Here is a 21,863-nt window from a genome sequence, read left to right on the forward strand (position 1 = left end):
CGCAGCGCGCGGGCAAACTGACTCAGGCTGAAGGAAACAACCGTGCCAGTTCGCGGATCGCTGCTGCGGACGCTGCGTGATCCGGCGTGGCATCGGGGTTGTTGAAATCGTTGGCACCTTGCGACTGCACCAGCAAACCATCGCGGCGTGGCACAACATTGAGATTGTGGCCGCGCCAGACCAACCCGTAGGTCACCTCCGGCTGCGGAATCAGGCGCGCTGTCTGCCCGCGCACCGGGATGACGCTGTGGTCGCCAAGCAATGCCCGCGCACCATAGCCGGTGGCATTGACCAGGATCTTTTCGCGCAACTGGTCGAACTGGCGCGGATGCTCGAAGCTGCGCGTATACAGCTCGCCGCCGCCCTGGAGATAGTCGTCCATCAACAGCCGCGCATACGCACTGAGGTTGAAGGTCAGCTGGCTGTAGCGACGCACGAACGGTACCGGAAACGGATGGCCGCCGGGCGCGACCGGTTGCGAGCGCGGGCCGAGATCATCGAGCAGTTCGCGCTCCAGCGGCGGGTAGTCCGGCTCGTGCGCTTCGGCCGATGCGCTCGGTTGATCGAACGGCACATCCGACAACGCATACCCATCGCGCCACTCGATCGGATCGCCCGGCAGGCCCAGCAGGGTCTGGTAGCGGCGAAACGCGATGCGCGCCATCTCTTCCCAGCGGGTCCTGAAATCCGCGGTAGCGTGTTCGCTGGTGCACACGCGCGAATCCGGCGACCACACGCCGGTGGCGTAGAACGAGCGCACGTCCGGCAGGCGCTCGCGCGCATAGATGCGCACGCGCAGGCCCGCACGTTGCGCCACCAGCGCGGTGGTCAGCCCGATCGCGCCGCAGCCGATCACCGCCAGCTCGCGCGCATCCGCATCGGCGGCACGCACCAGCCGCAGTGCGTGCTCGGCCGCGCCCCACGACAACGACCACCCGCTGCCGCCGTGTCCGTAGTTGTGCACCACCGTCTTGCGACCGATGCGCTCGGCCTCGATCCGTGGCCCCTGCGCACGGAACGGACGGGTGCAGCCGTTGATCGCGATGATGCGATCGACCGCCGCACGGATCGGCGCCAGCGGCAGCGCTGCGGCGAACTGGTCGGACAAGGCGCCCAGTGGCGCGGCGGGCAGTGGCGAAGACGGCGCAGCGGCAGGCTTGCCGGTGGCGGCCCAGCTCCCGGTCGAAGCGGCCGCGAGCGCAAGACCGGCGCTGTGCAGGAAATGACGACGGTGCATGCGACTCCTGAGCGAGGTGGACAAGGTGATCGGGGTAACGGCGGCTGCGCTATCGGCCACGCGCGGCGCGCGGCGCGCAGGATCCGTACAGGCCAGGCCCCGCGCTGCGCGCCAGCGACAGATGCCGCAAGGTCACCGACGCCGAGCATACCGCGCGCATCTGCACCTGCCACGGCCGACCAGGCCGGGTTTCGCACCGCGATCCGGGCAATTGGGGCCGCGCTGGCAGCCATTCGTCGCCCGGGGCTTTCGTCCGATCGCTTGCCGGCTATGCTCGCCGCGTCCCGATCCAACGAGCTCCCACCCGTGTCTGCCAGCGTCTTCCTGATCGTACGTATCGTGTTCGCCTGGGCTGCGGCATTGGTGGTGGCCGGGATCATGTGGGCGCAGCTGTTCGGCTCCACCGGCGCGTTCTTCGTGCTGATCTGCGTGGTGCTGCTGACGCTGGCCTTGATGAGTGCGATCACCCATGTGCGACGGGTGCGCCTGATCGCCGGGCGGCTGGATCACGACACCCTGTCGACCCGCCAGCGCCGCCAGATCGAGGTGCCGCTGGAGGTGCAGGCCAGCTTCGCCGTGGTCGAAGAGGCGGTGCGCGCGCTGCCGCGCGTGCAGGACATCGAATGCGCGCCCGGCAGCCTGCTGATCCGCGCCAAGGTGCGCCGCATCGACCCGTATGAAGGACGTCAACCTTCGCGCTGGAACCTGTTCGCGCGTTTTGCGATCAAGCGCAACCAGGTGCTGGTGACGATCGCGCCAGGGCAGGGCACCAGCAGCGTCACCGTGTTGTGCGAGCCCGACGCCAGCGCCTGGGTGGACCTGTTCGCGGTGGACGAAGGCAGCAATTTCGAGAATGCCGAGGCGATCAACCGCGCGGTGGTGCGCCGGGTCGGCGAGCAGCGTCGCGACGAGCAGGCCGCGGCCGAGCAATCGGTGATGGAAAAGGAATTGGCCGTGGCCCGCCTGAACCTGCTGCATGCCCAGGTCGAGCCGCACTTTCTCTACAACACGCTGGCCAGCGCACAGGTGCTGGCACGCACCGACCCGCCGCGCGCGGAGATCATGATCGGGCACCTGATCCAGTACCTGCGTAGCTCGCTGCCCAGCGCCGACGGGGCCATCTCCACCCTGGGCGAAGAACTCGAACGCACCCAGGCCTATCTGGAAATCCTGCGCATCCGCATGGGCACGCGGCTGGCCCTGCAGGTGGAAGTGCCGTACGAGCTGCGCGCACTGCAACTGCCCTCGATGATGTTGCAGACCCTGGTGGAGAACGCGATCAAGCACGGGCTGGAACCCAAGCCCGGCGGCGGCACGATATGGATCCTGGCGCGTCGCGTCGACGACCACGCCACGCTGACCGTGGCCGACGATGGCCAGGGCTTCGGCACCCACACCCAAGGCACCGGCATCGGCCTGAAGAACCTGCGCGAGCGCTTGCAGCTGATCTATGCCGGCCAAGCCAGCTTTGCCATCGTGTCCAATTTCCCCAGCGGTGTGGCAGCCACGATCAGTCTGCCGCTGCCGGCACAGGTGCTGGCCACACGCATGCCGCCGCCGCTGCCCGACGCGCACACCCATGCCGCGCAGGTGCAGGCATGAGCGCGTTGCGTGCGGTGATCGCCGAAGACGAGGCGCTGCTGCGGCAATCGCTGCTGACCCTACTCGCGCAGGTGTGCCCGCAACTGCAGATCGTGGGCGAATGCGAAGACGGCGCCGGCGCGTTGGAGACCATCGCCGCGCAACAGCCCGATGTGGTGTTTCTGGATATCCGCATGCCCGGGCTCACCGGTATCGAGGTGGCGCGTGCCCTGCGCGAGGTCAGCCCGCGTACCCAGGTGGTGTTCGTCACTGCCTACGATCAGTACGCCATCGATGCGTTCGAACACGGCGCGGTGGACTATCTGCTCAAGCCGATCAGCCGCGAGCGCCTGCAGGCCACCTGGCAGCGCGTGCAACAGCGCGCCACCTCCGGCCAGCCGGATGCTCAGCTGCTGGAGGCCTTGCTGCAGCGCCTGTCCGCACGCCCTGCTGCCGCCAGCGCCGCGCCGCCGTTGGCCTGGCTCACCGCCAGCAGCGGCCGCGAGACGCGCCTGATCGCGCTGGACGAGGTGGCGTATTTCCAGGCCGACCAGAAATACACCACGGTGATGACCGCCGCCGGCGAGGCGATCGTGCGCACGCCGCTGCGCGAATTGCTCGACGTGCTGGATCCGCAGGTGTTCAAGCAGATCCACCGCTCCACCATCGTCAACATGAAGGCGGTTGCCTCGGTGGTGCGCGAGGACACCGGCAAGGGCCGGCTGGCACTGCGCGGGCGCAGCGAAACGCTCACCGTCAGCCAGCCCTTCATGAGCCTGTTCCGCGGCATGTAAGTCCCCCGATCGCCTCGACTGAAAGGATTGCTGATATGCGCCTGATCGCCTCCCTCGTGTATTGCCTGCTTGCCTTGGCCGGTTGCCACGACCGCAACGGCACCACCTCCATCACCCGCGCCACCAGCAATGGCCGGGACGTGATCTTCAGCAAGACCCTGGCCACCGCCACCGACCTCAACGTGCACTGCCTGGCCAGTAGCAGCGGTCGCTGCCATTACCTGGTCTACGAAGAGCACTGCGCCGCGCCCGCCGCGGGCCAGACCTCGGGCACGCCGGCCTGCGCACGCACAACCCTGGACAGCTTTGCGCTGACCCCCGGGCAAGTGCGCGAATTGCGCGGCATCCCGCGTCAGGCGCATACCTGTGTGGATGCCAGCGCGCCCAGCGCCGATTGCCATGGTTGAGCGAGCGGCCTGCTAAAACACTTCCGTCCGTGTGGTAAGGCACGGATGCAGCCGCATGCAAGCCTGAATACGCACTGACGATCAGCGGCCGCTTCTGCGATCATTGCCGGCTTGTTGCCGGTTCACGGCGTCCTCACTGCCAGGCTTCTCATGTCCGAACAATCGCTACGCCGCGACGTTGGCCCCTTCGCCCTCATGCTCACCGGCCTGGGCTCGATCATCGGTTCCGGCTGGCTGTTCGGCGCCTGGCGCGCTGCCGGCCTGGCCGGCCCCGGTGCGATCTGGGCCTGGATTCTGGGCGCGGCGATCATCACCACCATCGCGCTGTCCTACGCGGAACTGGGCGCGATGTTCCCCGAGTCCGGCGGCATGGTGCGCTACAGCCATTACTCGCACGGCTCGCTGGTGGGCTTCATTGCCGGCTGGGCCAACTGGATCGCGATCGTGTCGGTGATCCCGGTGGAGGCCGAGGCCTCGGTGCAGTACATGGCCTCCTGGCCATGGGCCTGGGCGCAGGGCCTGTATGTGCAGGCACCCGGCGGGGCGGGGGAGTTGTCGGTGCCCGGCCTGCTGATCTCGGCGGTGCTGGTGCTGGTGTATTTCTTCCTCAACTTCTGGAGCGTCAAGCTGTTCGCGCGCTCCAATACCCTGATCACCGTGTTCAAGCTGGTGGTGCCGGCGGCGACCGGCGTGGCCTTGATCGCCAGCGGCTTCCATAGCGAAAACTTCAGCGTCGGCATCCACGGCGATGCGCACGTGATCGACCTGGCCGCGGTGCTCACCGCGGTGGCCACCGCCGGCATCGTCTTCAGCTTCAACGGCTTCCAGAGCCCGGTGAACCTAGCAGGCGAAGCGCGCAACCCGGGCCGCAGCATTCCCTTCGCGGTGTTGGGCTCGATCGCGCTGGCCACCGTGGTCTACGTGATCCTGCAGGTGGCCTACATCGGCGCGGTGCCGCCGGACCTGCTGGCCAAGGCCGGCTGGCACGGCATCGATTTCCGCTCGCCGTTCGCCGAGCTGGCCATCATCGTCAACCTGCATTGGCTGGCAATGCTGCTGTACATCGATGCGTTCGTCAGCCCCAGCGGCACCGGCATCACCTATACCGCCACCACCGCGCGCATGGTCTACGGCATGGAAAAGAACGGCACCATGCCGTCGGTGCTGGGCAAGCTGCATCCGGTCTGGGGCGTGCCGCGCATGGCGATGTTCTTCAACCTGGCGGTGTCGTTCGTGTTCCTGTTCTTCTTCCGCGGCTGGGGCACGCTGGCGGCGGTGATCTCGGTGGCGACCATCATTTCCTACCTCACCGGCCCGATCAGCGCGATGGCGTTGCGCCGTCATGCGCCGGAGCTGCATCGCCCGCTGCGCATCGCCGCGTTGCCGGTGCTGGCCGGTGTGGCCTTCGTGATGGCGACCGAACTGCTGTACTGGGCGCGCTGGCCGCTGACCGGCGAGATCATCCTGCTGATGGTCGTGGCGCTGCCGGTGTACTGCTACTACCAGGCCAAGCAAGGCTGGCCGGATCTTGGGCGCAACCTCAAGGGCGCGGCCTGGATGATCTGCTACCTGCCGACGATCGCGCTGCTGTCCTGGGCCGGCAGCAGCGACTTCGGCGGGCATGGCTATCTCAGCTACGGCACCGATCTGGCGGTGGTCGCGGCAGTCGGCGCGGTGTTCTACATCTGGGGCGTGCGCAGCGGTTGGCGTACGCCGTCGGTGGAGAAGGCCGTCGCGCGGGCGTAAGCGTCTGATCGCTGATTGCTGACGACGGATCGAGCAGGCGCCAGTCTTCGGGCGCCGCAAACAGGAACGGCCGGTGCACTGCACCGGCCGTTTTCTTGTTGGCCGCCGCACACGCCATCGGGTGCGGCAATTGGCGCTGCCCGGCAGCGCACCCGGTGTCGCGGGCGGATCAATCAGCACGTTCCACCAGACACGCGGGGTTGTCGGCGTCTCCCGGCAACCTGCGTCCATCGCGCAACCGCTACGCCAGCGTCCCTGCCGCGCTATGGGTAGCGGAATTGGTCACCAGGCGCGGCGCACCATCGAAGCGGTCCAGATCGCGCAACAGTTCGGTGTAGCGGCGCAGCCGCCCCATCTCGCGCATGTTGACGATGTCCTCGTGGCGTAGCTCGCGCCTAGAGGTCACCTCCTGCTTGTAGCGCAGCACTTCCGGGTAGCGGCGCGTCATGTCCAGCGCATCGGCCACGCATTCGACCGAGTCGGCATCCGGGGTGACCCGCGCGCGGCTGTTGAAGGCGCGCAGCCAGCGTTCGAAACCGGCACTGTGGTCAAACAGATCGGCGATGTACCACATGACGAACAGGATCGAGGCCCACGAGGTAAAGATGATCACCACGCGGCTGAAGGTGAGGTGGTAGTCGTTCTGCCAGAGCTGGTGGGTGATCACGCCCAGCAGCACCAGCGAGATCGCCTGCCAGCCGATGATCGAGGCGATCACCCATTGCTTCTTGGCCACCTTGAGCAGATTGAGCTCCTGGTCGAGCTGTTCGTCGCTCTTTTCGCGCCAGTGCGCGACCTGCTCGTCGAAGGAGAGCCGATGGAGTGCGTTGTCCTGCAATAGCAGGCCCAAACCCTGGAACAAAGCGATCATGACAAGCTCCTGACGGATGGCTGGTACGAACGACTTGCTGCACCCGGCAACGCGCCGGTGCCCTGGAGCGACCGGGCAGACGGCTGGCAGTGATGCAGGCCGGTGCGCGGACGGCCCCAGTTCTAGCACTTTCGCTGTGCTTGGCAATGCCTGCTGCGAGCCGACGGCCGCCCAATCCTGCGCACCGGCGCACAAACCGCGGTATTCAGGCGATTTGCAGTATTTGCCGGACGATTGCAGCTGCAGTGCGCCGCCATTCTTGCTGCACTGCACACCCGCGCCTGCGTGATTGCATCCGTGGCGGTTGCGACCGGTGCGACCCAGTCCGGCGTACAGATCGCGTGAGCGCCGCGCAAGCATGCATGCCGCGCAAAATCCGGCGACAGGCGGGCGAGCCCCCGTCGAGACGGTCGGCGCGCATGGATACGAACAGCGCACACGGCGCCGCCTTTCACCAATCCAAAATCCCCAATCCTCAATCCCAGCCCCTCAGCGCCACGACGCGGTCTTGCAGCCGCCTACGTATCCTTGCGTGCATGTCAGCCGTCCTGCGTACCCTCACTGCCCCCGCCGCCAGGCAGATCCAGCGCTGGGTGCTGGGCGCGTTTCCGCGTGGCCAGAGCACTATCGACTACGACCAGCCCCTCGGAGATACCGGCATCTTCGGGCCCGACAGCGTCACCTGGCGCGTGCATTCCGAATTTCCCGGCATGTTGTCCGGCGGACTGTGCGCATTGATGCTGCAACTGCTGCATCCACGCGCGCTGGCCGGGGTCTACGACCATTCCAACTTCCGCGCCGACCTGATCGGGCGGCTGCGGCGCACCACCAATTTCGTCGCCGGCACCACCTACGCCCCGCGCGCCGAAGCCGAGCAATTGATCGCCCGCGTGCGCAGCATCCATTCGCATATCCACGGCCACACCGCCGACGGCGTGCCTTACGACGCCAACGATCCGCAGTTGCTGACCTGGGTGCACGTCACCGAAGCCTACGGTTTTCTGCAGGGCTGCCGACGTTACTGCCGTGATGTGCCGGCGCGCATCGCCGATCGTTACTACGACGAAGCGCGCCGCGTCGCCGAAGCGCTGGGCGCCACCGATGTGCCCGCCAGCGAGGCGCAGGTCGATGCGTATTTCGCCACCGTGCGCGGGCAGTTGCGCATGGATACGCGCTCGCGCGAAGTGCTCGACATCCTCACTAGCATCCAGCTGCCGGTGCCGGCGGCCGGTCTGTCGCGCGGCGTGTTCCTCGGTGCCGGCACCGCTTTGTTGCCGGGTTGGGCCAGCGACATGCTCGGCCGCACCACCACGCAGCGCGCACAGGCACATGCGTCGGCGCGGCTGCTGCGCAGTCTGTCGCCACTGTTCCGCACCGCGCTACGCGACGGGCTGTCCGCACGCGCGTGCCGCCGCATGCAGCTGCCGCAGACGATGTTGCTGGAGTGGCCTGGGGAGCGGTGAGTGCGGGTGCTTGCCTGGTGTGCAGGGCGGTGGTGTGACGCGGGGGCTGGCTACCAGATCCGCACCCGCTGCGCGGGCGCCAGGTACAACTGCTCGCCCTGCTGTACATCGAACGCCGGATACCAGGCATCGAGATTGCGCACGGTCTGTGCACGGAAGCGTCCGGGTGCGTGCACGTCGGTGAGTACGGCATTGCGTAGCGCCGCGTCGCGATACTTGCCGCGCCAGGCCTGCGCAAAGCCCAGGAAGAAGCGCTGATCCGGGCTGAAACCGTCGATGGTCTGCGGTTGCTTGCCCTGCAACGATAGCTGATAGGCATCGTAGGCAGTCGCCAGGCCGGCCACATCGGCGATGTTCTCGCCCAGGGTCAGCTTGCCGTTGACGCTCAGGTCGTCGAACGGCTTGTACGCACTGAACTGCGCGGCGAGCGCATTGCCGGCGGCCTCGAATTTTTTCAGATCCTGCGGCGTCCACCAGTTGTGCAGCTCGCCATGTTCGTCGAATTGCGCGCCCATATTGTCGAAGCTGTGGCTGATCTCGTGGCCGATCACCGCGCCGATGGCGCCGTAGTTCACCGCATCGTCGGCCGCCGGGTCGAAGAACGGCGGCTGCAGGATCGCTGCCGGAAACAACAGGCGGTTTTCCAACGGCACGTTCAGCGCGTTGACCTCCTGTGGCAGCATGTACCACTCGCGGTGATCCACGGCCTTGCCCAGCTTGGCCAGATTGCGCCGGTACTCGAACAGTTCGGCACGCTGCACATTGCCCAGCGCATCGTCGCGGCGCACCTCCAGCCCGCTGTAGTCGCGCCAGGTGTCCGGATACCCCACCGCCACCGTCAGCCCGGAAATCTTGGCCTTGGCATGCTGTTTGGTCTGCGGACTCATCCACTCCAGCGCGTCGATGCGTTTGCCGAAGGCGGCGACGATGTTCTTGACCATCTCCTCGGCGCGCGTCTTGGTCTGGGCGCTGACGTACTTCTGCACATAGCGCTCGCCCACCGCTTCGCCCAAGGCCGCGTTGGTGGCATCGATGCCTCGCTTCCAGCGCTGCCGTTGTTGCGGCGTGCCTTCCAGCGTGGTGCCGTAGAACGCAAACCGCTCATCGGCGAAGGCCTTGGACAGATACGGCGAGGCGCGGTCCAGGGCGCGAAAGCTCAGGTAATCCTTCCAGGTCTGCAGCGATTCGGAACGCACCAGCGCCGACAACCCGGTCACCGCCCCGGGCTGCCAGACAATGAAGTCCTGCTGCGCCTTCAGGCCGGCCGCGTCGAAGAACGGCGCCCATTCCAGGCCAGGTGCATTACGCGCAAAGTCGGCCTGTTTCCAGGTGTTGGCGCCGGCCTGCACGTTGTTGGTCTGTTCGGCGGTGGCGTGCACGCGGGCCATCGCGGTTTCCAGTGCCAGGATGCGCTCGGCCCTGGCCGCCGCGTCATCGATGTCGGCCAGGGCCAGCAATTTGACGATGTGCGCGCGGTAGGCGTCGCGCATCTGCGTCATGCGTCCCTCGTCCAGATAGAAGCTGCGGTCCGGCATGCCCAGGCCGCCTTGCACCAGATACGGCGCATAGCGCCCCGGGTGATGCAGATCCTGCGAGATCCACAGACCGAACAGCCGGTCGGTATGGAAATTGGTGGAGTTGAGCAGGTCCACATCGGCGCGCAGCTGCCGGCCCAGGGTGCGCGCCAGCGCCTGTTTGTCATCTAGCCGCGCAATCGCGTCCAGTTCCGGTTGCGCCGGGCCTGCGCCCTTGGCCTCGATCCCGGCTTCATCCATGTAGGCCGCGTAGTAATCGCCAATCTGCTTGTCTTCCCCGGTGACACGGTCGTTGGCGGCGGCGCCTTCGATGATGTCGCGGCTATGTTGCTCGGTCGCGATCGCGATGCTGACAAAGCTGTTGAAGCTGGAGCGGTCGTCCGGGATCTGGGTGGTTCTGACCCAGTTGCCGCTGGCGTAGCTGAAGAAGTCGTCGCCTGCTGACACGCTGCGGTCCATGCCTGCCGCATCGAAACCGAAATCGCCCAGCTTCGGCGTGGTGGGCGTGGGCTTGGCGTGCGTCGCCGGTGAGGTGTCATCGCGGTGGCACGCGGCGGTGCTCAGCAGGGCAGCCGACAGCGCAGCGATCAGGACAGGACGGTGCAAAAGAGCCATGCGAGCGCAACTCGGAAAACGAAAAACAGACATGCCAGTGTAAATTGCCGCCGACGCCACGTCCCGGCGCGATGGCAGCGCGCACCCGGTGCAGCAGCCCTGCGGACACGCGCGGTTCAGCGCCGGCGCTGGTACCAGAAGCCCAGTGCATCGCGGGTCTGCAGCATGCTTCGCCCACGCCACAGAAAGCGCAGCAGCAGGCTCAGGTGTTCGCGCTTGGAAAAGCTGCGCAGCTTGCGGTCGGAGGTATGCACGGTCTGGCGCAGGATCACGAACCGCCCGCAGCGTGCCAGCGCGCGGCTCAGTGCCACATCTTCGCCGGCGTAGTAACGCGTATCGAAACCACCGGCGCTGACGAATGCGGCGCGCGTGCAGAACAGGAAGCAGCCCGGCGCAATGCCGCCGAGACGGAACAGCCAGCCGAACGTCGCCTGCGCCATGCGCTCGAACCACGCGCGCCTGCCTTGCAGATGCACTTGCGCGCCACCGCCGACCGCGCCGGCATCCAGCGCCGCCAGCGCCGCGCCGACCACCTGCGGGTCGATCAGCGTATCGGCGTCCAGAAACAGCAGGCGGTCGCCTTGCGCCTGCTGCGCGCCGGCATTGCGGGTGGCGGCGATATGACGCAATTGCACGTCCAGCACCCGCGCACCGGCCGCGCATGCAATGGCGGCGGTGTCGTCTTCGCAGGCATCGGCCACCACGATGACCTCGTAGTCCAGCTGCATGGCCTGCGCACAGGCGTGCAGGCAGTGCAGCGTCTGGCCGATCAGCGCGGCCTCGTCATGGGCGGGGATCACGAAAGACAGCATGGGCAGGGCGTGTCACTCGGATGGCGGTGCTGGCAAGTGTGCGAGCCACACCGGTGCGATGGCGTGAGCGCACACAGTCAGACGGCCGCGACTGCATGTGCTCCCACGCGGCGCGCTCAGCGGCTGAGCGCGCCCATCATCGCTTCCGGATAACGCGTACCGGACGCGGCCTGCAGCGGGAAGATCGCATCGATGCGTGCGAGCTCGTCCGGCATCAGCGCGACATCGAGCGCGCCAAGGTTTTCTTCCAGGTAAGCCAGCCGCTTGGTACCCGGGATCGGCACCAGGTCCTGGCCCTGCGCCAATACCCAGGCCAGCGCCAGCTGCCCCGGCGTGATGCCCTTGTCGGCGGCGATCGCCTTGACCTGCTGCACCAGTTCCAGGTTGCGGGTGAAGTTCTCGCCCTGGAAACGTGGCGAATGGCGACGGTAATCGTCGGTCTCGAAGTCATCCGGGGACGCGAATGCGCCGGTCAGAAACCCGCGACCTAGCGGCGAATACGGCACGAACCCGATCCCGAGTTCGCGTACGGTGGCGAAGACGCCGTTGTCCTCGGGCTCGCGCGACCACAGCGAATACTCGGTCTGCACCGCGGTGATGGGATGCACCGCATGCGCGCGGCGGATGGTGGCTGCAGCGGCCTCCGACAGCCCCAGGAAACGCACCTTGCCTTGCTCGACCAACCGCGCCATCGCACCGACGGTGTCTTCGATCGGCACGTTGGGGTCCACGCGGTGCTGGTAATACAGATCGATGTGCTCCACGCCCAGGCGGCGCAGGCTGGCTTCGCACGCCGATTGCACATAGTCCGGGCTGCCATCGATGCCGCGCACCGACGGGTCGTTGGGATCGAGCTTGATGCCGAACTTGGTGGCCAGAAACACCTCGTGCCGGCGCGCGGCGATGGCCTTGCCGACAAGGATTTCATTGGTGTGCGGGCCGTACATGTCGGCGGTGTCGAGCAGGCTGACGCCGTGATCGAGGGCGCGGTGGATCACCGCGATCGAGCCGGCCTCGTCGCTGCGATCGCCGTAGAACGCGCTCATGCCCATACAGCCGAGACCGAGCGCAGAGACGGTGGGGCCGGAACGGCCAAGCGTGCGGGTTTGCATGGTGAGGAAACTCCGTGCGTCAAGGAAGGCAGGGGAAGGATGCGGCGGCGCGCGTGAGCACGATGTGGCCCGTGCGATGACGCGCGGTGGGGGCTTGCATGCCGAGGTTGCGGCGCGTGGCGACGGGGTGGGCCGACGCCTGCGCCCAATGCCGGATCGCTGCGGTATCGGGCATTCGGCGTTACAGCGCGCAAACCCGAACGCGCGCTGCGACTCCACGCAAAAGTCCGCGCATGCCAGCAGACCTAGGCCCACCGCCATGCACGGGCGCTGTTACGCGGGCGCCGCTACATGCGGCTTAGCCCTTGAGCTTGCCGGCCAATTCGGCCACGCGCTTGCCGAGCAGCTTGGCGGTTTCCAGGTCGCCGCTGCGCGGTGCTTCTTCCGGCGAGGCATCGGAAGGCGAGATCGCCAGCGCGCCTGCCGAACCGGCGGTCCAGTTGATGTCCTGCGGACCGTGCGCCTTGGTGTTGGACGGCAGCAGGCCGGTACCGACCCAGACCTGGCCGTGCTGCTGTGACAGCGTCCAGAAATACTGGATGGTGGCGTACTTGTCGCCGTTCACCGAGGCCGAGTTGGTGAAGCCGGCTGCGATCTTGTCCTTCCAGGCCTGCGCGAACCATGGCTTGGAGCTGGCGTCGGCAAACTTCTTGAACTGCCACGCCGGCCCGCCCATGTAGGTGGGGCTGCCGTAGATGATGGCGTCGGCGGCGGCGATTGCCTCCCAGGCGTCGTCGGGCAGGTTGCCGTCCTGATCGATGCGGTACAGCGTGGCCTCGCCGACACTGGCGGCGCCGGCGTGCACGGCTTCGGCCAGTTTGACGGTGTGGCCGTAGCCGCTGAAATAGATGATGGCGATCTTGCTCATGCGCAATCCTGTGGCTCGAGGGGATCTTGATTGTGACCACACATGCGGCGTCAGGTTAATGACCATCGACGGGACGTACTGTTGCCGGGCTCATCAGCGCCCGGCATCGCCCAGGCTGTCGACCAGGTAGTCGATGAAGCTGCGCACCTTCGGGGCCAGGTGGCTGCGGCTGGTATAGACGGCAAAGATGCCGATCTCCCCCAGTGCGTACTGCGGAAGGATGCGTACCAGCCGGCCAGCGGCCAGATGTTCGTCGGCCAGGAAGTCCGGCTGCATCGCGATGCCCAGGCCGGCCACCGCCGCCGCGCTCAACACATGCCCGTTGTTGGCGCGCAGGCTGCCGTGGATGCGCACATCGCTATCGCCATCGGGCCCATGGAAGCGCACTTCGTCGCCGTTGGGCGAGTAGTGGTACAGCAGGCAGTCGTGGCCGGCCAGGTCGGACGGGTGCATCGGGGTGCCGGCACGGGCCAGGTAGGCCGGCGCCGCGCAGGGCACCAGGCGGACCGTGCCCAGGCGCCGGGCGATCAACGTCGGCGCCGGCTGCCGGGTGATGCGGATGGCGACATCGAAGCCTTCTTCGACCATGTCCACCAGCCGGTCCGACAGCGACAGGTCCAGTTCCACCTGCGGGTAGCGCGCGCAAAAGCCCGGCAGCAGCGCGGCCAGGCGCTCGATGCCATAGCTCACCGGCGCATTGACGCGCAGCACCCCGGCCGGCTCCAGCGCCTGCGCGCCGACCGTGGCCTCCAGATCGTCCAGGTCGGCCAGCAGTTGCAGACAGCGCTGGTAATACGCGGTGCCGGCGCTGGTCAGGCTGACCCGCCGGGTGGTGCGGTTGAGCAGGCGGGTGCCCAGCCGTTGCTCGAGCGCGGCGACCTGCCGGGTCACGCTGGCGGTAGAGCGGTCCAGCGCGTCGGCGGCCGCACTGAAGCCGCTACGTTCGGCCACTGCCGCGAACACGCGCATCGCATCGAGGGTATCCATGGGTGTCCGATTGTTGCTTTGATCGCAATAAATTATCCGAACTAAAACTATTTATCAGAAATTTGTAAGCAATAGGCTGTGCAGGTCCTCACCGGAGTCCGTCCCATGTCCACCTCGCTTGCTTCCCCGCGTACCGCTGCCTACGGCGCCGGCTTGTTGCGCATCAGCCTGGGCGTGCTGTTCCTGGCCCACGGCCTGACCAAGTTGCTGGTGTTCACCCCGGCCGGCACCGTGGCTTATTTCCACTCGCTGGGCCTGCCGGGCGCGCTGGCCTATCTCACCATTGCGCTGGAATTGGGTCTGGGCCTGTCCCTGCTGCTGGGCATCTATGCGCGCTGGGTCGGGTTGCTGGGCGTGCCGCTGCTGCTGGGCACCATCGTCAGCGTGCACGGCGGCAACGGCTTCGGTTTCTCCAATCCGGGCGGCGGCTGGGAATACCCGGCGCTGTGGGCGGTGTTGCTGATCGTGCAAGCCCTGCTCGGCGAAGGCGCGTGGGCGCTGAAGCCGGCGCGTTGAGGCTGCCTGTCGTTCTTTCGAGGAGTACGCCATGACCCGTTTGCCTTCCCTGTACATCTCGCACGGATCGCCGATGACTGCGCTGCAGCCAGGGCAGGTCGGCGAGCGCCTGGCCGAGCTCGCGCAGACCTTGCCGCGGCCGCGCGCGATCGTGGTGGCATCCGCGCACTGGCTTGGCCGTCGCCCGCTGGTCAGCGGCGCGGCGCGGCCGCCCACCATCCATGACTTCGGCGGCTTTCCGGCACCGCTGTACGAGCTGGAATATCCCGCGCCCGGCGAGCCGGCGCTGGCGCAGCAGATTCTGCGCCGGCTGGAACAGGCCGGCCTGCATCCGCACCTGGATCCGCAGCGCGGCTTCGATCATGGCGTGTGGGTGCCGCTGCGCCTGCTGTATCCGGCCGCCGACATCCCGGTGGTGTCGGTGTCGATCCAGCCCGAGCTGGGGCCGGCGCACCAGTTTGCGGTCGGCCGCGCGCTGGCGCCGCTGCGCGAAGACGGGGTGCTGGTAATCGGCTCGGGCAGCATCACCCATAACCTGCACGACTTCCGCCATGGCTACAGCGCCGAGCGCGAGGCGCCGTATGTGCGGCCCTTCATCGAGTGGACCGAGCGCAAACTGGTGGAGGACGACATCGCCGCGTTGCTGGACTATCGCCGGCAGGCACCGCATGCCGCACGGGCGCATCCCACCGACGAGCACCTGTTGCCGCTGTACGTGGCGATGGGCGCCGCCGGCGCCGACCGGCTCGGCGCACGGCGCATCGATGCCGGCATCGACGCGGGGTTTCTGGCGATGGATATCTACCGGTTCGACGGCGATCCCGGAGATGATCGCGCGCTTGCGGGCCCGGTCGCCGCCTGAGCCCAGGCGACCGCAGCACGCCTGCACCGTCGCTATCGACGGGGCAGGCAGCATGTCGGCCCCGCAATCCCGAGGCACTACCCAGCCGCATTCAAGCCATGCCATGTGGCCAGTTGCTGCCGCTGCAAACCGCTGTGGTGCGGTGGCTACACCAGGCAAGATCCATGGTGATACGGCTTGGTACCTAGGGCACACTGGCCGTAGCGACCAGGCATGCTGCCCGCAAGAGCCAGCAGCGCAGCGACAAGGCATGCTGCCGACAAGTGCCGGCAGCGCAGCCAAAAGGCATGCTGCCGACAAGTGCCGGCAGCGCAGCGCTCTGAAGCATTCACGATGAAGTGCGGTGCAGTCTCATAGGCTGAGACGCCTTCACGACATGCTGCTTGCGTGAAAATCCTCGACAAACTCGCAGTGCTGGCCGATGCGGCCAAATACGACGCGTCTTGCGCCTCCAGTGGCGCGAACAAGCGCAATTCGCTCGGCACCGGTGGGATCGGTAGCACCGAGGGCATGGGCATCTGCCACTCGTACACGCCCGACGGCCGCTGCGTGTCGCTGTTGAAGATCCTGCTCACCAATTTCTGCGTGTTCGATTGCGCGTATTGCGTCAACCGCGTATCCAGCAACGTGCGCCGTGCGCGCTTCACGCCGGAAGAAGTGGTCACGCTGACGCTGGACTTCTACAAGCGCAATTACATTGAAGGCCTGTTCCTGTCCAGCGGCATCATCCGCAACTCCGATTACACGATGGAGCAGCTGGTGGAGGTGGCGCGGCAGCTGCGCGAGGTGCATCACTTCGCCGGCTACATCCACCTCAAGACCATCCCCGATGCATCGCCGGAATTGTTGGCCGCCGCCGGCCGCTATGCCGACCGGTTGAGCATCAACGTGGAGCTGCCGACCGAGCAGGGATTGACGTTGCTGGCGCCGGAGAAAAGTGTCGGCGGCATCCGTTCGGCAATGGGCGAGTTGCGTTGGCGCATCGAAGAAAACCAGCTGGAGCGCAAGGCCGAAAAGCTGCGCCGCGCCAAGCCGCCGCGCTTTGCGCCGGCTGGCCAGAGCACGCAGATGATTGTCGGCGCCGACGATGCCAACGACCGCAGCATCCTGGACACCAGCCACAATCTCTATGGCAATTACCGGATGCGCCGGGTGTACTACTCGGCCTTCAGCCCGATCCCGGATGCCTCGTCCAAATTGCCGCTGCAGGCACCGCCGTTGCAGCGTGAGCACCGGCTGTATCAGGCCGACTGGTTAGTGCGCTTCTACGCGTTCAGCGTGGAGGAGATCGCACCGGCGCAGTCCAGCGGCATGCTCGATCTGGACGTGGATCCGAAGCTGGCATGGGCGCTACGCAATCCGGAGCGTTTTCCGGTGGATCTGAACGCGGCGCCGCGCGAGATGCTGCTGCGGGTGCCAGGCCTGGGCACGCGCAATGTGGAGCGCCTATTGTTGTCGCGCCGGCATGCGCGGTTGCGGGTGGGGGACCTGGCGCGGTTGCGGGTGCCGATGAAGAAGCTGCTGCCGTTTGTGAGCGTGCTGGATCATCATCCGCGCCAGCGCCTGGACGATCCGGTGCGGTTGCGCGCGCAATTGGCGCCGGCGCCCAGGCAGGCGAGTCTGTTCGATTGAAACCGCAGCTGGCCGCCGGCATCGGCGCCCCACCGCTTCCGCTGGCCTCTCCCTGTTGCCGGGCAAGCTGCCCGAAGCGCGGATAAGGGGCGCATCAGGCGCGAAGCTGCCACCGAACACCAGTGCTGACACAGGAACACGACGCCTTGCGAATCCCCAATTCCCAATCCCCACTCCCACCTCTGCAATCCTGACCACCGCGATGTACAACGCTGACGTCGAGCCGGGTTGGAGCCTTGAAGCATGGCGTGCGCTGGCGCGGGCGGGCTGGTGCGCGCAGGTGGAGCCCGACGCCATCGCGTGGAATGGCGGAGCGCAGGGCGGCTTGTTGATGGGGCAGGGGCTGCCGGATTTGCCGGCCGTGGCTGCGCCGCCGCGGGTATCGGCGCAGTTCCTGCAGATGGCGGGGGCGGTGTTGTGTCACCGCGATCCGCAGCGCTACGCGGTGCTGTACCGGTTGTTGTGGCGGGTGGCGTGCGGGGAACGCGCGCTGCTGGAGCGGGCCACCGATGTCGACGTGCATCGGGTGACGCAGTGGCAAAAGGCGGTGCAGCGCGACACCCACAAGATGAAGGCGTTCGTACGCTTTCGGCGTTTGCCGGTGCAAGAGGAAGACTTCGTGGCGTGGTTCGAGCCCGAACATTGGATCGTGGATCGGGTGGCGCCGTTTTTCGCGCGCCGCTTCGCCGGCATGCGCTGGGCGATCCTCACCCCATATCGCAGCGTGCGCTGGGACGGCGAGGCGTTGACGTTCGGCGAAGGCGCCGTGCGCACTCAGGTGCCGGCCGACGATGCGCAGGAGACGCTCTGGCGTACCTATTACGCGCATATCTTCAATCCGGCGCGACTCAACCCGACCATGATGCGGCAGGAAATGCCGCAGAAATACTGGAAGAACCTGCCCGAGGCGAGCCTGTTGCCGGAGCTGATCCGCGAGGCGGGTGTGCGCGTGCGCGAGATGGCCGAGCGTGCGCCCGAACCGGTGAGGCGGCGAGTGCCGGCGGCGCCGCCGCCGACCCCGGAAGTGGTCACGCAAAGCCTGGCGCAGTTGCGCGTGGCCGCGCGCGATTGCCGGCGCTGCGCGTTATGGCAACCGGCAACGCAGACGGTATTCGGCGAAGGACCGAGCGACGCGTCGGTGATGGTGATCGGCGAGCAGCCCGGCGACGAAGAGGATCTGAGCGGGCGTCCGTTCGTCGGGCCGGCCGGGCGTTTGTTCAACATGGCGCTGGGCGAGATCGGCGTCGACCGCGCCACGGTCTACGTGACCAATGCGGTCAAGCATTTCCGTTTCGAGCAGCGCGGCAAGCGGCGGCTGCATCGCAATCCGGAACGGTCGCATGTGCAAGCCTGCAGTGGCTGGTTGCATGCCGAACGCGCGCAGCTGCGTCCGGCGCAGATCGTGTGCCTGGGCGCAACCGCCGCACAGGCGGTGTTGGGAAACGGCTTCCGCTTGATGCAGCAGCGCGGCCAGTGGCAGCGGCTGGACGACGGCACGCCGGTGCTGGCCACCGTGCATCCCTCCTGGGTGTTGCGGCAAGGCTCGGAGGCCGCGCGCGAGGAAGGCTACCGCGGATTTGTCGAGGACCTGCGCCAGTTGCTGGATGCACCGATCGCTGCAGATCAGCGCATGGCGAGTAGATAAAAAATGCGCGTGCAAGTGCACGCGCACGGTGTCGGAGAACGATGACACCAAGTGAGATCACTGGCGGGCCAGTGACCCCTCACCGCCGCTTTGCGGTGCGGTGGCGCTGCCTGGACCCAGTTTCCAGACACGCGCGGATGCAACGATTCGACAGTGTCTGCAGCGCGTCACCCGGCTCGGTTCCGCCGATGGAGGTCACGCACATGCAGCTGCCTGCTTCAGGTAGAGGCTGCGCTTACGGCATCAACACCTTGTCGACCACATGGATCACGCCATTGCTCTGCATGACATCGGCAATGGTGACGTTGGCGGTGTTGCCCTTGGCATCGGTGATGGTGACCTTCTTGCCGTTGAGCTTTGCGGTCAGTGCCTCGCCCTGCACGGTGGTCAGCGTGGCGCTGCCGCCGCCGGCCTTGATCTTGGCGATCAGCGATGCAGCGTCGACCTTGCCCGGTACCACGTGATAGGTCAGCACCTTGGTCAGCATGGGCTTGGATTCGGGCTTGAGCAACGTGTCCACCGTGCCGGCCGGCAGTGCGGCAAATGCGGCATTGGTGGGTGCGAACACGGTGAACGGGCCGGGCCCCTTCAGCGTGTCGACCAGGCCGGCGGCCTTGACCGCCGCCACCAGGGTGGTGTGGTCCTTGGAGTTGACGGCGTTGTCGACGATGTCCTTGGTCACCAGCATCGGCGCACCGCCCACGGTCGGGTTCGATGCGGCGTAGGCAGGGGCCATGGCGCTGGTCAGGGCAATGGCAGTGGCGACGGCAAGCGACTGGAATGAGGTCTTCATGAGGCATCGATCCTTGGGTAAGCAACTGCCTGGATGGCAATCGTCGTCCTGGATACGCGGGTGGATGCAGCGCGGATGCATCACGCGGTTTTTACACCGGCTGACCGGCGCTGCGCTGGGCGAGCGCGAGATGCAGGAGGCATCGATGCCGCTTGTTGCGGTCGCCGCGCTCATGCGGCAGCTGCAACGCCATGATCTGTCGGTGGTTGGAACTCAGGTGATGCAGGTCCAGGTGCGATTGCCGGCAGGACGCGATCGACCTGCCGCTGTCCAGTCAGTGCCGAGCCGGCGCAGGTGTGCGCGATGCATGGCGAACGACAGCTACCGGCAAGTGCCACGGTGGTTGGTCGGAGGGGATTGGCAACGTCGGGTCCGCGCGTCCGTCCGCTGGCGTATCCAACAGCGCCGGGTCGATGCCGATCGGCGACCGCGCGGCATTGCCAGGCCCTGAATGCAGATCTGCCCTGCCACACGGCAAGCCGGGCGAGGTGGCGCAAAGGTTTCATCGTCGCGTGCAAACCGGTATGTTCCCGTAGGCGCGTGATGGTGCGTTGCACGATGCGATGCCGTACGCGCGCGCCGCTTCTTCTTCCGGGTTTTCCATGCATTCGATCGATGTCGTCCTCGCCATGTTGCTGGCGGTCGCGGCCAGCGGTTATCTGATCCGCATCCTGCCGTTCTCGTTGCCCCTGCCGTTGGTTCAGATTGCGCTTGGCGCGGTGGTTTCGGGTGTGTTCGATGCCGGGCACGAGCTGGAACCGGAGCTGTTCTTCCTATTGTTCCTGCCTCCGCTGCTGTTCCTGGATGGCTGGCGCATTCCCAAACAAGGCCTGTTCCGCGACAAGGCGGCCATCCTCGAGCTGGCGTTGGGTCTGGTGGTGTTCACCGTGATCGGTGCGGGCCTGCTGATCCATTGGCTAATCCCGGCGATGCCGCTGGCAGTGGCCTTCGCGCTGGCGGCGATCATCTCGCCGACCGATCCGGTGGCGGTGTCCTCGATCGCCTCCAAGGTGTCGATCCCGAAGCGCCTGATGCACATCCTGGAAGGCGAGTCCCTGCTCAACGATGCCTCCGGGCTGGTGTGCTTCCAGTTCGCGGTGGCCGCGGTACTGACCGGCAGCTTCTCGCTCGCCACCGCTTCGCTGACCTTCCTGTGGGTGGCATTGGCCGGCTTGGCGCTGGGCGTGGCCACCACGTTTGGCCTGAGCCGCATCCAGGCCTGGATCTGGCGCCACTTCGGCGAGGAGCCGGGTTCGGCGATCCTGGTCAATCTGCTGACCCCGTTCGCGGCCTATTTGCTGGCCGAAGCCTTCCATGCCTCCGGCATCCTGGCCGCAGTAGCCGCCGGCGTCACCATGAGTTACGTGGAGATGGCCGGCAACGCGCCGGGCAACATGCGGCTGCAGCGCTCGGCGGTGTGGGACACGGTGCAGTTCACCTTCAACGGCATCATCTTCGTGCTGCTGGGCGAACAGTTGCCGGGCATCCTGGACGGGGCGGTGCGCAGCGTGCAGGAGGCCGGGCACCTCAATCCGTGGTGGCTGGCGGTGTACGTGGCCACCATCAGCGCCAGCCTGATGGCGTTGCGCTTCGTGTGGGTGTTCCTGTCGCTGCGCTGGAACATCTTCAAGGCGCAGTGGCGCGGCGAGCAGCATGTCAGCCCGCCGTGGCGCATCGTGGTGGCGGTCTCGCTGGCCGGCGTGCGCGGTGCGATCACCCTGGCCGGCGTGCTCACGCTGCCGTTGATGCTGGAAGACGGCTCGCCGTTTCCGGCCCGCCAGCTGGCGATCTTCCTGGCCGCCTCGGTGATCCTGGTGTCGCTGCTGGTGGCCAGCGTGGCCTTGCCGCGGCTGCTGCGCGGGCTGGAATTGCCCGAGGAGGAAGACGAGCAGCTCAAGGAAGACCTGGCGGTGAAGGCGGCCTCGCAGGCGGCGCTGGAAGCGGTGGAAAAACTGCGTCAGCGGCTGGTGGACGGTAGCAAGCATGCCGAGCGCTACAACGCCGCCGCCAATCAGGTCAGCCAGCGTTATCAGCGCAAGCTGGGTGCAGTGGACATGGCCGAGACCGATCCGGAAGAGGCCGGTGCCTACGAACAGGCGCTGCGCCAGTTCCGCCATGCCGCGCTGGTGGCCGAGCGCAACGAGCTGTTCAAGCTGGCCAGGCGCCGCGAGATTTCCGACGACCTGTCGCGCCGGCTGGTGCGCAATCTGGACCTGATCGAGTCGCGCAAGCGGGCGTGAGCGCGCGGGAATCGGGATTGGGGATTGGGGAATCGCAAGAGCAGCAGCGGTTGCCGTGTCTGGCTGGGTAGGAGCGCACCTGGGCGCGATGGGGCATTGGCGGGAAAGCGCCATCGCGCGCAGGCGCGTTCCTACAGGGAGATGCGC

General features: G+C 66.7%; 18 protein-coding genes. 10 read left to right on the forward strand and 8 right to left on the reverse strand.

All coding sequences use genetic code 11. The annotated features are described in order from the left end of the window. Window positions 1-22: 22 nt before the first annotated feature. Entirely contained in the window at window positions 23-1,237 is a 1,215-nt protein-coding gene (locus FHT08_RS00790) for an FAD-dependent oxidoreductase (RefSeq protein ID WP_166773978.1), read from the reverse strand. A 306-nt stretch (window positions 1,238-1,543) separates the two neighbouring features. On the opposite strand from FHT08_RS00790, the gene FHT08_RS00795 reads away from it, so the two are divergent. The 4 genes from FHT08_RS00795 (at window position 1,544) to FHT08_RS00810 (ending at window position 5,765) form a co-directional block, all read left to right on the forward strand. Then, window positions 1,544-2,839, forward strand: coding sequence for a histidine kinase (locus FHT08_RS00795; RefSeq protein WP_181126173.1), 1,296 nt, complete (start codon window positions 1,544-1,546; stop codon window positions 2,837-2,839). Further along, window positions 2,836-3,612, forward strand: a complete 777-nt coding sequence (locus tag FHT08_RS00800; RefSeq protein ID WP_104536412.1) for a LytTR family DNA-binding domain-containing protein — start codon at window positions 2,836-2,838, stop codon at window positions 3,610-3,612. Before FHT08_RS00795 ends, FHT08_RS00800 begins: the two co-directional genes overlap by 4 nt. A gap of 35 nt (window positions 3,613-3,647) precedes the next feature. Continuing rightward, window positions 3,648-4,019 carry a hypothetical protein gene (locus tag FHT08_RS00805; RefSeq protein WP_104536411.1) on the forward strand — a complete coding sequence of 124 codons (372 nt, stop codon included), beginning with the start codon at window positions 3,648-3,650 and terminating at the stop codon, window positions 4,017-4,019. Window positions 4,020-4,169: 150 nt separating this feature from the next. Continuing rightward, window positions 4,170-5,765 (forward strand): APC family permease, encoded by a 1,596-nt coding sequence (locus FHT08_RS00810; RefSeq protein ID WP_026064004.1) that lies wholly within the window; start codon window positions 4,170-4,172, stop codon window positions 5,763-5,765. 241 nt (window positions 5,766-6,006) lie between these two features. On the opposite strand, the gene FHT08_RS00815 is transcribed toward FHT08_RS00810, so the two are convergent. Next, window positions 6,007-6,726, reverse strand: a complete 720-nt coding sequence (locus FHT08_RS00815) for a hypothetical protein (RefSeq protein ID WP_166774739.1) — start codon at window positions 6,724-6,726, stop codon at window positions 6,007-6,009. Window positions 6,727-7,172: 446 nt separating this feature from the next. On the opposite strand from FHT08_RS00815, the gene FHT08_RS00820 reads away from it, so the two are divergent. After that, window positions 7,173-8,099, forward strand: coding sequence for an oxygenase MpaB family protein (locus tag FHT08_RS00820; RefSeq protein WP_104536410.1), 927 nt, complete (start codon window positions 7,173-7,175; stop codon window positions 8,097-8,099). Window positions 8,100-8,149: 50 nt separating this feature from the next. Here the strand turns inward: FHT08_RS00820 and FHT08_RS00825 are convergent, their stop codons facing one another. From FHT08_RS00825 to FHT08_RS00845, 5 genes are all read right to left on the reverse strand, one after another. Further along, window positions 8,150-10,213 carry a M13 family metallopeptidase gene (locus FHT08_RS00825; RefSeq protein WP_166774740.1) on the reverse strand — a complete coding sequence of 688 codons (2,064 nt, stop codon included), beginning with the start codon at window positions 10,211-10,213 and terminating at the stop codon, window positions 8,150-8,152. A gap of 152 nt (window positions 10,214-10,365) precedes the next feature. Then, window positions 10,366-11,061: a glycosyltransferase gene (locus FHT08_RS00830; RefSeq protein WP_104536409.1), complete on the reverse strand. Its 696-nt coding sequence runs from the start codon at window positions 11,059-11,061 to the stop codon at window positions 10,366-10,368. Window positions 11,062-11,177: 116 nt separating this feature from the next. Next, complete coding sequence (locus FHT08_RS00835; protein ID WP_166773979.1) at window positions 11,178-12,173, reverse strand: aldo/keto reductase; 996 nt, start codon at window positions 12,171-12,173, stop codon at window positions 11,178-11,180. A 298-nt stretch (window positions 12,174-12,471) separates the two neighbouring features. Further along, entirely contained in the window at window positions 12,472-13,041 is a 570-nt protein-coding gene (locus tag FHT08_RS00840; protein WP_047124886.1) for a flavodoxin family protein, read from the reverse strand. Between the two features lie 93 nt (window positions 13,042-13,134). Continuing rightward, window positions 13,135-14,028, reverse strand: coding sequence for a LysR family transcriptional regulator (locus FHT08_RS00845; RefSeq protein ID WP_047124887.1), 894 nt, complete (start codon window positions 14,026-14,028; stop codon window positions 13,135-13,137). Between the two features lie 105 nt (window positions 14,029-14,133). Here FHT08_RS00845 and FHT08_RS00850 point away from each other — a divergent pair, with 105 nt between their 5' ends. The 4 genes from FHT08_RS00850 (at window position 14,134) to FHT08_RS00865 (ending at window position 18,683) form a co-directional block, all read left to right on the forward strand. Further along, on the forward strand, window positions 14,134-14,544 hold the full coding sequence (locus FHT08_RS00850; RefSeq protein WP_016900904.1) for a DoxX family protein: 411 nt from the start codon (window positions 14,134-14,136) through the stop codon (window positions 14,542-14,544). Window positions 14,545-14,575: 31 nt separating this feature from the next. Then, window positions 14,576-15,406, forward strand: a complete 831-nt coding sequence (locus FHT08_RS00855; RefSeq protein ID WP_166773980.1) for a class III extradiol ring-cleavage dioxygenase — start codon at window positions 14,576-14,578, stop codon at window positions 15,404-15,406. 387 nt (window positions 15,407-15,793) lie between these two features. Continuing rightward, window positions 15,794-17,038 carry a putative DNA modification/repair radical SAM protein gene (locus FHT08_RS00860; protein WP_166773981.1) on the forward strand — a complete coding sequence of 415 codons (1,245 nt, stop codon included), beginning with the start codon at window positions 15,794-15,796 and terminating at the stop codon, window positions 17,036-17,038. Between the two features lie 202 nt (window positions 17,039-17,240). Beyond that, a complete protein-coding gene (locus FHT08_RS00865) occupies window positions 17,241-18,683 on the forward strand; it encodes a UdgX family uracil-DNA binding protein (RefSeq protein WP_166773982.1) in 1,443 nt (480 codons plus the stop codon). Between the two features lie 235 nt (window positions 18,684-18,918). On the opposite strand, the gene FHT08_RS00870 is transcribed toward FHT08_RS00865, so the two are convergent. Next, entirely contained in the window at window positions 18,919-19,476 is a 558-nt protein-coding gene (locus FHT08_RS00870) for a fasciclin domain-containing protein (RefSeq protein ID WP_166773983.1), read from the reverse strand. 602 nt (window positions 19,477-20,078) lie between these two features. Here FHT08_RS00870 and FHT08_RS00875 point away from each other — a divergent pair. Beyond that, window positions 20,079-21,716 (forward strand): Na+/H+ antiporter, encoded by a 1,638-nt coding sequence (locus tag FHT08_RS00875; RefSeq protein ID WP_016900897.1) that lies wholly within the window; start codon window positions 20,079-20,081, stop codon window positions 21,714-21,716. Window positions 21,717-21,863: the final 147 nt, after the last annotated feature.

It is taken from the genome of Xanthomonas sp. CFBP 8151, assembly GCF_011761885.1.
Taxonomy (GTDB): Bacteria; Pseudomonadota; Gammaproteobacteria; order Xanthomonadales; family Xanthomonadaceae; genus Xanthomonas; species Xanthomonas arboricola_B.